The sequence below is a fragment of the Nonomuraea sp. NPDC049709 genome, from assembly GCF_040674815.1.
In the GTDB taxonomy this organism is placed as follows: domain Bacteria; phylum Actinomycetota; class Actinomycetes; order Streptosporangiales; family Streptosporangiaceae; genus Nonomuraea.
Genome location: NZ_JBFANM010000159.1, coordinates 1 through 11,465 on the forward strand (window position 1 = coordinate 1; position 11,465 = coordinate 11,465).

The window sequence follows — 11,465 nt, forward strand, 5'->3', positions numbered from 1 at the left end:
GCCCGCTCGTACGCGGTGGCGGCCGAGGCGTTGCTGCCCCGCTCGGCGGCCCGCTCGCCGGCCGCGGCCAGGATCGCCGAGGTCTCCTCGTCGGGTTCGAGCGCGGCGGCCGACAGATGCCAGGCTCTGCGGTCGGCCTGGTCGTCGCCGCCGAGGGCACCGGCCAGCGCGCGGTGGGCCGCCGTACGCCGGGCGAGCGACGCCTCCTGATAGGCGGCGGCCTTGACCAGGGGGTGGCGGAAGCGCAACCGGTCGCCGGAGACCTCGACCAGGGCGGCGTGCTCGCCGGGTTCCAGGTCTTCGGGCCCGGCCCCGAGAGCCTGCGCCGCCTTCAGTACGAGCCGCAGGCTGCCCGAGCCGTCGGCGGCGGCGACCAGGAGCAGCAGCCGGGTACGTTCGGGCAGGCGCCGGACCGCGGCACGCAGCGACTGCTCCAGCCGCCCGGTCAGGGACGGCCCCGGCGGTTGCAGGGGCAGCGGCGCCAGGTGCCCGGCCCGCTGCTCCGGGGTCAGGATCCCGGCGAAGTGCAGGAGCGCCAGCGGATTGCCCTCGGCCTCCTCGATCACCCGGTCACGCGCCTCCGCGGCGAGGTCCGCCGCGTGCCCGGCCAGCAGCCGCTCGCAGTCGGTCCTGTCCAGAGCGGCCAGCCGGAGTTCGGGGAGGCCGTTCACGGCCGGTTCCGCGCCGTCGCGGCCGGCGAAGATCATGGTGATCCGCTCGGCCGCCAGCCGGCGCGCGGCGAACACGAGCGCGTCCAGCGACGCGCGGTCCAGCCACTGCACGTCGTCGATCAGGCAGAGCAGCGGGCGCTCCTCGGCGAGGTCGGCGAGCAGCGTCAGCACCGCGAGCCCGACGAGGAACCGATCGGGAGCACCCGCCCGCACCTCCACCGGCGCGTGCACCGGCGCCTCCACCAGCCCGTCCGACGGCACCTCCGCCGGCGCGTGCGCCGGCTCCTCCGACCGCTCGTCCGCCCGCGCGCCCGACAGCTCGTCCGCCCGTGCGCCCGACCGCTCCCCTGGGTGGTCCTCTGCGTGGCCCTCGCCGAACGCGCTCAGCAGCGCCGCCCGCTGGGCGGTGGGGAGGCCGGCGATCAGGTGGCGGGCGGGGCGCAGCAGCAGGTGCAGGGCGGCGAAGGGCAGCTCCGACTCGGCCTCGACACCGGTGGCCCGCAGCACGAGCGCATCGTCCGGCACCCCGCGCGCCACCTCGGCCAGCAGCGCCGACTTGCCGATCCCGGCCTCGCCGAACACCGCGACGGCGCTGCCCCGCCCGCCATGCGACTCGGCGATCATCCCGCTGAGGAGGACGATCTCCGCATCCCGCCCGATCATGATGCCCGACCCTACCTAACCGGCGGGCGGCCACCCCGCACGGCTCCGGTCACCGTGACTGATCCGCCCGGGGCGTGCACACCGTACGGTCGTGAACCACAGCCCAGCACACCACACAACTGGAGGAGCACCGTGGAGGCCATCGTCGTGGAGCCCGTGGGGACGGTCGTCGGCGGGCGTACCGAGGCGTTCGACGACGACTGGAACACCGAGCAGGCGCTGATCCGCCTCGACGGCTCCCGTTTCGGGCCGGACGCCCTGGCCGGGCTCGACACCTTCTCGCACCTGGAGGTGGTGTACCGGTTCCATCTCGTGGACCCGTCCTCGGTGCACACCTCCGCCCGCCGCCCCCGGGGGAACCCGGACTGGCCGGCGGTCGGCATCTTCGCCCAGCGGGCCAAGAACCGCCCCAACCGGCTGGGCGTCTCCCGCTGCCGCCTGCTCGCCGTGGACGGCCTCGACCTGCACGTACGCGGTCTCGACGCCGTGGACGGCAGCCCGGTGCTGGACGTCAAGCCCTACATGGCGGAGTTCGGCCCCCAGGGCGAGACCGTGCAACCGGCCTGGGCCACCGAGCTGATGCGCGCCTACTACTGAGCACTCATGGAGGAGACGTCATGACCGAGGTGATCGTCGTCGGAGCGGGACCCACCGGGCTCCTGCTCGCGGGCGACCTGGCGGAGGCCGGGATCGCCGTCACGGTGCTGGAGCGCCGCGACGGCCGGGTCTCCAACCTTTCCCGCGCGTTCGGCGTCCACGCCCGTACGATGGAGCAGCTCGACGCGCGTGGCCTGGCCGATCCACTCGTCCCCATGGGCGCCGCGCTCAGCAGGGTGCGGCTGTTCGAGCGGGTGGAGGTCGACCTGGGCGAGTTGCCGAGCCACTTCCCCTACCTGCTGATCACACCCCAGTACAACGTGGAGAGCCTGCTCCTGGAGCGGGCGCTGCGGGCAGGGGCCGAGATCGTGCACGGCACCGAGGTGGTGGGCCTGAGCCAGGACGGCACCGGGGTCACGGTGACCACCACGGACGGCACCCGCCGCGCCGCCTACCTCGTCGGCGCCGACGGCTTCCACAGCGCGGTACGCCGGGCGCTCGGGCAGCCGTTCCCCGGCAAGTCGGTCCTGAAGTCCATCATGCTCGCCGACGTGAAGCTCGCCGAGCAGCCGGCCGAGCTGCTGAGCGTCAACGGGGTCGGCGACGCCTTCGCGTTCGTCGCGCCCTTCGGGGACGGCTATTACCGGGTCTTCGCCTGGGACCGTCGCCATGTCGTGCCCGACGACGCGCCCCTCACCCTGGAGGAGGTCCGCGAGGTCACCGCCCGGGCGCTGGGCACCGACTTCGGCATGTACGAGGCCCGCTGGCTGTCGCGCTTCCACAGCGACGAGCGGCAGGTCCCGGACTACCGCGTGGGCCGGGCCTTCCTGGCCGGGGACGCGGCGCACGTCCACTCCCCCGCCGGCGGCCAGGGCATGAACACCGGTTTGCAGGACGCGGCCAACCTGGGCTGGAAGCTCGCCGCCGTGCTGCGGGGCGCGCCCGAAGACCTGCTCGACACCTACCAGTCCGAGCGTCACCCGGTCGGCCGCTCGGTGCTGCGCAGCAGCGGCGCCCTCATCCGGGCCGCCATGATCGAGTCGTCCGCCGGCCGCGCGGTCCGCGGCTTCGCCGCCCGAGGCGCCCTGTCCATCCCGAAGATCCGTACGAAGGTCACCGGGCAGCTCAGCGGCATCGGCTACGCCTACCCCGCGCCCGACGGCGCGCACGAGCTGGTCGGCACCCGCGCCGCCGACGTGCCGCTCGCCGGGGGCGGCCGCCTGTACGAGGCGCTGCGGGGTCGGCGCCCGGTCCTGCTCGGCGACGCCGACGTCACCGGCTGGACGGACCGGGTACGGGTGGCGGCACCCGCCGCGCCCGGTGGCCCGATGGTGCTCGTCCGCCCGGACGGGTACGTGGGCTGGGCGGGCACCGACCCCGCCGGCCTGCGCCAGGCCCTGACCCGGCTGACGGGCACGGCCGGATCGCACTGGTCGGCGACGCCGTCCACGCCGTGACCCCGCACCTGGGTCAGGGCGCGGCGCAGGCGATCGAGGACGGCGTGGTCCTCGCCGAACTGCCTGACCGGCGCGGCCGACCTGGAAGAGGCCCTGACCGTCATCCGTCCCTGGCTTGCTCCTGAAGGCGGCGACCCACGCGGGTGGCGGTCTCGCGCAGCCACGCGTGCGCCGCGTCATGGGTGTGCACCGGGTGCCACCACAGCGCCTCCTGGACCGGGACGGCGGGGAACGGGCAGGGCAGGACGCGTACGCGGGCGGTGCCGACGGTCAGGCGGGCCAGCCGTTCCTGGATGAGCGCGACCCGCCGCGTGCCCTGCACCAGCAGCGGCAGCAGCGCGAACGTGGGAGAGGCGACCTCCACCCGGGGGCTGACCCCGAGCATGCTGAGCTGGCGGGTGACCGGAGCGTCGTAGGGCCGCTGGTAGACCGCCCACGGCAGCCGGTTGAGGTCGTCCACCGTGAGCTCGCCCGGATGGCTCTCGTCGACCAGGCACACCCACCGGTCGCTGTAGAGCTCGACCGTCGGCAGGCCGTCGATGACGCCGTGCGGCAGCAGCAGCCCGTCCACCGTGCTCAGCACCGTGCTCAGCACCGTGGCGGCGTTCTCCACCAGCGCCGGCCCGCTCGGCGTGAGGTGCAGGCGGACGCCGGGCGCCTCCTCGTGCAGCACGCGCGCCAGCTCGGCGCCGAAGACGGCCGCCCCGTAGTCGGAGCAGAGCAGCGTGAACTCCCTGGACTCCACGGCAGGGTCGAAGCGCGCCTGGGTGGCGAAGACCCGCTCCAGCAGGTCGCACGCGGTCGCGCTGCGCTCGCGCAGGGTCGAGCCGAGCGGGGTCAGCTCGTACGCGTTGCCCGTACGGGTCAGCAGGGGGTCGCCGAAGTGGCGGCGGAGGCGGCCCAGGGCCGCGCTCATCGCGGGCTGGCTGAGGTTGAGCCGGGCGGCGGCCCTGGTGACGTTCCGCTCCTCCAGCAGGGCGCGGAGCGCGACGACCAGATTGAGATCCAGTTTGCTCACCTATCCATGGTATGGATGGGCCGCCGGTCGACCATCGACCTTCCTACTACCTCAGCGGGGCGGGCCGGTAGGTGGCGATGAGCACGCCGGTGCCTGTCGTCGTGGCGCCGGCCGGCTCGTACGCGGTCAGGGCACTGCCCGAGCCGGGGAACAGCCGTCGGCCGGACCCGAGCGTGAGCGGATGGATCATCAGCAGGAGCTCGTCCACGAGGCCGCCCGCCATCAGCGACCTGACCAGCACCCCGCTGCCGAACACCACCAGGTTCCCGGCGACCTCCTCCCTCAGCCCGGCCACGGCCTCGGCGGCGTCGCCCTTGAGGAGGGTGGAGTTCTGCCAGGGCAGCGGCTCGGCCAGCGTCGTGGAGGCGACATACTTCGTGACCCGGTTGAGCGCGTCGGTGAACGGGTTCGGCGCCTGGCGGGGCCAGTAGGAGGCGAATCGCTCGTACGTCGTGCGCCCCGCCAGCAGCGACCACTCGCTCGTCATGCGGGCGCCCATCGCCTCCTGCATGGCCGGGTCCTGCGCCGCCGTGGCCCAGCCGCCGTGCCGAAACCCGTCACGCGGGTCCTCGTCGGGGTGCCCGGGGGCCTGCATCACGCCGTCGAGCGTCAGGTGCTCGATCGCGACGATCTTGCCCATGTCGTACCTCACTTCTCCCGATCAGTAGGGTCTGTCACCCCCTACACGAACGGGAGGCCGCCGGATCGACCTCAGGAGACCGGCGGGATGCGGTAGACGGACACGTGCGAGCGCGACTCGGCGGTGAACTCGGCTCCCGACCAGTCGGCGTGCCTGCTCTCCAGCTCGAACCCGGCCAGTAGCGCCATGAGGTCGAGCTCGGCCGGCCAGACGTAGCGGTGCGGGCCGCGGGACAGCCGGGCCTGCCCGCTCTCGTCGAACCTGAAGTGGTGCGACACGACGAGCTGGTGCAGCACGTCGTAGGTGTCCAGGCCGATGTAGCCGGGCTCGCACAGCCACACCGTCGCCTCCTGGCCGGGCGGGAGCTTGCGCAGCTCCGGCACCCACAGCTCGATCACGAACCGGCCCCCGGGCCCGAGATGGCGGGCGGCGTTGCGGAAGCACGCCACCTGCTCGGCCTGGGTCAGCAGGTTGGAGATCGTGTTGTAGACGAGGTAGACCAGCGTGTACTCCCCCGGCGCCGTGGCGGTCGCCATGTCGCCGACGACCACGGGGATCGTCGCCTCGTCCACCTTGGTCCGCAGCTGGTCGATCATCGGCCGGGACAGCTCGATCCCGGTGACGGGCACCCCCCGCTCGGCCAGCGGCACCGCCACCCGGCCGGTCCCGACGGCGAACTCCAGCGCGCGCCCGCCGCCCGCGAGCCCGGCGAGCCGGTCCACGGTCGGCGTCAGGACCTCGGGCGCGAACATGCCGGCCCCGGGAGTGTCGTATTGCCGGGCCATATCGGCGTCCCAGATCTCCTGTCGCATGCCGCCCACGATCGCCGGGGGCGTACGCGATGTCCAACGAATTTCCCCCGGCCGGAGGCGAGCCGTTCACGCCGCACGCCGGCGTGGTCCACGAATGGCTCGCCCGGCCCCGGCCGGGTCGCTGCAGCGCCCGCACCTGCCGCAGCTCGACGTGCTCGGCCGGGTCGCCGCCGGACGCGTCGCGCGCGGCGACCGCGTGGCCCGGCCAGGTGGCCTCCTCCGCGTACGCGCGGCGCGGCCCGGCCTGCTCGGCGGCGGCCACCGACCAGCGCACCGCCTCCCCGTACGCCGCCGGTCCCGCCTGGGCCGCGTGGTGCGCGATGAGCGTCACGTCGGTCCCCGGACGGACCGCCGGCGCGGCGGCCACGTCCCGGTGGACGGCGGCCCCGCGCGGTGGGGGCAGGTCCTGGAGCAGCGCCTCGCGCACCAGGCCGTGCCCGAACGCGAGCCGTCCGCCCCGCTCCTCCAGCAGCCCGGCCTGGACGGCCCGGTCGAGCAGCTCGTACGCCTCCGCCTCGACAACCCGGACCCGGACAGCAAGGTCATCGTGCTGACGACGTTCGACGAGGACGAGTACGTCGCCGCGGCCCTGCGTGCCGGCGCGGAGCGGGGTCGGCCGGGCTCGACACGCTCACCGCCCGGGAGACGGACGTGCTGAAGCTGCTCGCAGGGCGGTCGTGAGGGTGTCCGGACAGCCGGGCCCGCATACTGGTTGCGGCGTTTCGGCGGTGTAGGCGAGACTCGTCGGCAATCGTGCGGGCGGAGGGGCCGATGAGCACCACTGGCAAGGGCAACCCCTATCTGGAGCAGGTCGTCGCGCAGCAGGCGGTGCTGGAGGACGATCTCCGGGCGCGCCGCAGCGCTCCCACCTCCGCTCCGGCGCCCGGCCCCGGTGCGCCGCCGCCCGTGGCGGGGCCGCTGGCCAAGCGGGAGCGCGCGCTCGCCCCGGCGGTGCCGGAGAAGGCGACGCCGGGGGCGGTGGACGTACGGATCACCGGCTTCTGGCGGTGGAAGAACGTGCTGGTGCCGCCGAACGCCTTCGTGGTGCACACCCGGCGGGGCAAGGCGGAGCCGCTGCACATCGGGCTGGGCGTGTCGTTCCGCTTCAACCCGGCCACCGACTCGTTCCTCGTGGTGCCGGGGGCCACCCAGACCATCCTGATCAACGCGTACTGCGTCTGCCAGGAGCTGCAGGGCGTCCTGGTGCAGGGTTACGTGCAGTGGATCATCGACGCCTTCCCCACCGCGTACCGCAAGCTGGACTTCGGCGATCCGGAGGACCCGATGCGGCTGGTCAACCTCCAGCTGCGGGAGCAGGCGGAGGCGGCCATCAAGGACAAGGTCGCCACCATGGGCGTCCGTGACGTGCTCAGCGACAAGCAGCCCATCATCGAGGAGCTGACCGCCCGGCTGCGCGCGGTGGCCGAGGGCGAGGACAACAGCGACCAGGGGCTCGGCCTGCGCATCGTCACCGTTCAGATCAAGGAGGCGGTCGTCAGCTCGTCCCGGCTCTGGGAGAACCTGCAGAAGCCGTACCGGGCCGAGCAGGGGCAGATCGCCCGGCTGGCCGAGCTCCGGTCCGAGGAGGCGATCGCGCAGCGCGAGATGGCGGCCGAGCGGCTCAAGGAGACCCAGCGCCTGGAGTACGAGCGGGAGCTCGCCGAGCTGCGGTCCCGCAACGAGGCGTGGCAGTTCGACACCGAGGTCGCCGAGCAGCTGCGGCGCACGCAGCGCCGGCACGACGACTCCCGGGCCGTGGCCGAGCTGGAGACCGAGACGACCCGGCACGCGCTGCGGATGGAGCGCGAACGGCACGCCGAGGAGGCCGAGACCGGCAGGCTCAGGATCGAGCGGGAGCAGGAGCTCAAGCGCCTGGAGCTCGACGGCGAGCTGGCGCTGGCGCACTCCCGTACCCTCGCCGACCACGAGCGGGCGCTGCTCGACGTGGAGCGCGCGCGCCTGCGGGCCGACATCGACAACGAGCAGACGCCGGCCAGCCTGCAGGCCAAGCTGATCGGCCAGCTGCCCGAGATCCTGGCGCAGCTGCCCAAACCGGAGGAGCTGCGGATGGTGTCGATCAACGGCGGCGACCGCACCACCGTGTCGGGCCTGCTGACCGAACTCGCCACCGTGGTCGGCGTCCTGCGCTCGGCGATCGACGGCGACCGGCCGGGTTCCTGATCGCCGGCTCCATCGAGCCCGGGACGATTCGTCAGGGGCCGCGGCCATGGCACATGGATCTCTGGCGTACGGGATGAACGTTTCAGGCTCTTCGTCCGCCGTCCTTCCATCGCCCCTGGTCAGGCCCTCTCCCACCCGAGGGAAGGCCGTGGAGCTGTTCGGCGCGGGAGCGCGGATGCGACAGTGAGAGCACTGCTCACATACCTTCCTGGGAGGAATTGGATGCGCAAGGTACGGGCCTTACTCGTCTCCGCCGCTCTGGCCACCGGCGTGCTCCTGTCCATGACCGCCGCGCCCGCGCAGGCCGACAGCATCCGGTACGCCTACTACCTGCAGGCCGACTGCTACAACGGTGGCAACCTCGGCATCCAGTGGGGCTGGTGGACCTCCTTCCGGTGCTCCTACGAGAACTCGTTCTGGTTCCTCTACGCCTGAGGTCGCGGTCCTGGCCGAGCTCGCCGCCGTTGGCCGGTGTGGCGCGCTCGGCCAGGGTCAGCCTCAGGGTGCCGGATCCAGCAGCACCCGGGCAGCGCGGCCACGTCCAGGCGACCAGGCACCGCCCCAGCGCCACCCCGCGACATCGACCACCATGCCGCCGAGCAGCGGCCCGGCCGCCCCGGCATCCCGCTCGTGCCCGACCACGCGCCGACCACCCGCGCCTGATCGCCGGAGTCGCCGCACGTGCGAAATTCCGTGGCATAGTTTCCTCCTGATCCAGGCCGGCGGCTGCGGGAGAACAGTTCATGCCGTCAGGAGCACGCGAGGGCATCGAGCTCGGCCATGTGAGATCCGAGCGTGCCCAGGCGCTCACTGGTCGCGATCGTCTTGTTCCTCCGGCCCGCCGGCGACGCCCGTCGCAAGACCAGCGGCCGGGCCCGCCAGGGGTTTCCTGAGCAAGCTCGAGTCCACGGCCCGCCAGCCCGGGTCGCCGGGTGGATCGAGGTCCGAAGCGGGGCCCAGCAGCCGGGCCGGTGCGGCGCGCCGATCGGGCTCCGGTTCCGCCCCGGCGGCCACCTCGGCGGCATGGGCGCGGACCAGGTCGTGGAAGCGGTAGCGGCCGGGAGCCGGCTCCTGCAGCAGGTGAACCCCCTGCAACCGATCCAGCAGCACCGAGGCGTCCCTGACGCCGGTGGCCAGCAGAGCGGCGGCGTCATCGGGGGTGATGTCCGTCCCGGCGTGCAGCCCCAGCAGCCGGTACGCGCGTCGCTCCGCTGCGGTGAGCGCCCGGTACGACAGGTCGAACGCGCCGCTGACGCTGCGCTGACCGGCATGCAGTTCGCCCAGCCGGTCCCCGGGACGCTCCAGTCGCTCCAGCAGATGGCGCACGCTCCACGCCGGATGGGCCTTCAGCCGATCCGCCGCCAGCCGGATCGCCAGCGGCAGCAGCCCGCACCGCCACACCACCTCGGCCGGCACCTCCGACGCCGTGCCCGCGACCCGCTGCTTCCCGACGGTTTCGGTGAACAGCGCGATCGCGTCCGCCGGCGGCAGGACGTCCACCGACACCGTCCACCGACACCGTCCACGCGTCGTCCAGGCTGACCAGCCGGCACCGGCTCGTGATCAGGACGAGACAGCTTCCCGCCCCGGGCAGCAGCGGCCGTACCTGGGCCTCGTTCGCGGCGTTGTCCAGCACGATCAGCATCCTCCGGCCGGCCAGCACGCTGCGGTACAGGGCGGCCCGGTCGTCGACATGCCGTGGAATCGTCGCCCCGGGCACGCCCAGCACGCCCAGCAGGTGGGCGAGCGTGTCCGCGGGGTTCGCCGGAGCCGTCCCGCGCGTGAAACCGTGCAGATCAACGAACAGGTCGCCGTCGGGGAAACGGGAAGCCAGCAGGTGCCCGGCACGTACGGCCAGCGCGGTCTTGCCGGCCCCGGCCATGCCGTCGATGACGGCGATCGCCACCGTGTCCGCGTCACCGATGCGGTCCAGGACGGCCAGCTCCCCCTCCCGGCCGGCGAACGCCGGCACATCGGTGGGCAACTGCCGCGGCGTCGCTCGCGCCGGAAGAGGGCTGCCCGGTGCCTCGCCGGTGGTCCGCATGATGATCGACAACTCCGTGGCGTCCCGGCCCAGCGCCTCGGCGAGCTTCCGTACCGTAGTGCTGCGCGGCCGGCGCAGCTCGCCCGCCTCCAACCGGCGGACGGTGCGGACATTGAGCCCCGCTCGCGCCGCCAGCTGATCCTGCGTCAGCAGCGCCCGCTCCCGCCAGGTGCGGATCAACGCGCCGAACGCGGGCTCCGGGGTCGCCGGGGTGTCGTCCCGCGCCGCTGACGGCAGGGCGACGGCTGTCTCTCCTGCCGCCGACCTCGTCTCGAACATGGTGACGTCGTCATCCTCCTGGCCATGCAGCGGGGAGCGCTCCGGCGGCTCGTGCTGCTGGGTGAGTATGTCCTGGTGGAGTTCGCGCAGCTCGGCGTCGGGCTCGATGCCGAGCTCCTCCTTGAGGAGGCGGGAAACGGTGCGGTACGCGTCGAGCGCGTCGGCCTGCCGACCGCTCCGGTAGAGGGCGGTCATGAGCTGGGCCCAGAACCGCTGCCGCAGAGGGTGCTCGGCGGTCAGGGCCCGCAGCTCCGGCACGAGCGCGGCGCTCCGCCCCAGGTGGGCGTCGATGTCCAGGCGACGCTCGATGGTTCGCAGGCGTTGCTCGATGACAGGGGGGACGTCGGTCTGGTGGAGTACGTCCGATTCGACGTCGGCGCATACAGGCCCGCGCCACAAGGCGAGAGCCTCGTGGAGGAGACGCCGCTCCAGCACCGGGTTCGCCGCGCCGGCGGCCGCCTGGATCAGGTGCTGGAATTCCAGCAGATCCAGTTGGCCCGGCTCCAGGCGGGCGACGTAGCCACCCGCCTCGGTGAGGATCGAGTCGGTCAGGTCCAAGGACTGCCGGAGGCGCACGATGTTGGTCTGCAGGACCCGGCGCGGATCGCGCGGCAGGTCCTGACCCCACAACCGTTCGGCGAGCCGGTCGGACGAGACGGCCTGGTTGGGCCGGAGCAGGAGCGCCGCGAGCAAGGTCCGGGTCTTGCCGCCTGGGACCGCTACCTTCGTCCCGTGGCGGACCACCGACAGTGGGCCGAGCACCGAGAATCGTACAGGGATCACAGCACCTTGCTTTCTACGCTGCTCGATACGGTTGGTCCGAGCGTCTGCCGCGCCGCGCCTCCTGGGGTGAGGTTCGACACGGCGGCCCCGTCACCATGGCGTGAGGGCCGTACTCTCCCGGCTGGTCCGGCCAAGGGCGTCCAGCACCTGGGCCGCCTCGCTGTCCGGCCGGGCGTGACCGGCGGAGCGGCCCATCACGTCGCGTCCTTGCGCGGCGCCACGGCCTTCCGTACGGCCAGCATGGTTTCGCCGGCCCGTTCGAAGGCGGATTGGGCCGTGGCGATGAAGAGCAGGTCGATCACCGCGAGCTGACCGTGTCT

At 73.3% G+C, this 11,465-nt stretch carries 12 protein-coding genes; 5 read left to right on the forward strand and 7 right to left on the reverse strand.

Annotated elements, in window-relative coordinates:
• On the reverse strand, positions 1-1,334 hold a 1,334-nt coding region (locus AB0J69_RS60280; RefSeq protein WP_364138026.1), incomplete at its 3' end, for an AAA family ATPase.
• Between the two features lie 132 nt (positions 1,335-1,466).
• Between AB0J69_RS60280 and AB0J69_RS60285 the strand changes: the two genes are divergently transcribed.
• A complete protein-coding gene (locus AB0J69_RS60285; RefSeq protein WP_364138028.1) occupies positions 1,467-1,931 on the forward strand; it encodes an SAM-dependent methyltransferase in 465 nt (154 codons plus the stop codon).
• A gap of 20 nt (positions 1,932-1,951) precedes the next feature.
• Entirely contained in the window at positions 1,952-3,388 is a 1,437-nt protein-coding gene (locus tag AB0J69_RS60290; protein ID WP_364138030.1) for an FAD-dependent oxidoreductase, read from the forward strand.
• 100 nt (positions 3,389-3,488) lie between these two features.
• Here AB0J69_RS60290 and AB0J69_RS60295 read toward each other — a convergent pair whose 3' ends face one another.
• From AB0J69_RS60295 to AB0J69_RS60305, 3 genes are all read right to left on the reverse strand, one after another.
• Positions 3,489-4,406, reverse strand: coding sequence for a LysR family transcriptional regulator (locus AB0J69_RS60295; RefSeq protein WP_364138032.1), 918 nt, complete (start codon positions 4,404-4,406; stop codon positions 3,489-3,491).
• Between the two features lie 46 nt (positions 4,407-4,452).
• A complete protein-coding gene (locus tag AB0J69_RS60300; RefSeq protein WP_364138034.1) occupies positions 4,453-5,046 on the reverse strand; it encodes a dihydrofolate reductase family protein in 594 nt (197 codons plus the stop codon).
• A gap of 71 nt (positions 5,047-5,117) precedes the next feature.
• The gene (locus AB0J69_RS60305; RefSeq protein WP_364138036.1) at positions 5,118-5,858 is read right to left on the reverse strand and encodes a class I SAM-dependent methyltransferase; all 741 of its coding nucleotides are present in this window, start codon (positions 5,856-5,858) and stop codon (positions 5,118-5,120) included.
• Positions 5,859-5,952: 94 nt separating this feature from the next.
• Here AB0J69_RS60305 and AB0J69_RS60310 point away from each other — a divergent pair, with 94 nt between their 5' ends.
• From AB0J69_RS60310 to AB0J69_RS60320, 3 genes are all read left to right on the forward strand, one after another.
• Positions 5,953-6,516, forward strand: a complete 564-nt coding sequence (locus AB0J69_RS60310; protein ID WP_364138038.1) for a hypothetical protein — start codon at positions 5,953-5,955, stop codon at positions 6,514-6,516.
• 113 nt (positions 6,517-6,629) lie between these two features.
• Positions 6,630-8,039: an SPFH domain-containing protein gene (locus tag AB0J69_RS60315; protein ID WP_364138040.1), complete on the forward strand. Its 1,410-nt coding sequence runs from the start codon at positions 6,630-6,632 to the stop codon at positions 8,037-8,039.
• Between the two features lie 222 nt (positions 8,040-8,261).
• The gene (locus AB0J69_RS60320; RefSeq protein ID WP_364138042.1) at positions 8,262-8,474 is read left to right on the forward strand and encodes a hypothetical protein; all 213 of its coding nucleotides are present in this window, start codon (positions 8,262-8,264) and stop codon (positions 8,472-8,474) included.
• A 63-nt stretch (positions 8,475-8,537) separates the two neighbouring features.
• On the opposite strand, the gene AB0J69_RS60325 is transcribed toward AB0J69_RS60320, so the two are convergent.
• The 3 genes from AB0J69_RS60325 to AB0J69_RS60335 all read right to left on the reverse strand — a co-directional run bounded on the left by AB0J69_RS60325 (position 8,538) and on the right by AB0J69_RS60335 (position 11,145).
• On the reverse strand, positions 8,538-8,681 hold the full coding sequence (locus AB0J69_RS60325; protein ID WP_364138044.1) for a hypothetical protein: 144 nt from the start codon (positions 8,679-8,681) through the stop codon (positions 8,538-8,540).
• A gap of 165 nt (positions 8,682-8,846) precedes the next feature.
• Complete coding sequence (locus AB0J69_RS60330) at positions 8,847-9,149, reverse strand: hypothetical protein (RefSeq protein ID WP_364138047.1); 303 nt, start codon at positions 9,147-9,149, stop codon at positions 8,847-8,849.
• Between the two features lie 40 nt (positions 9,150-9,189).
• A complete protein-coding gene (locus AB0J69_RS60335; protein ID WP_364138050.1) occupies positions 9,190-11,145 on the reverse strand; it encodes a BTAD domain-containing putative transcriptional regulator in 1,956 nt (651 codons plus the stop codon).
• Positions 11,146-11,465: the final 320 nt, after the last annotated feature.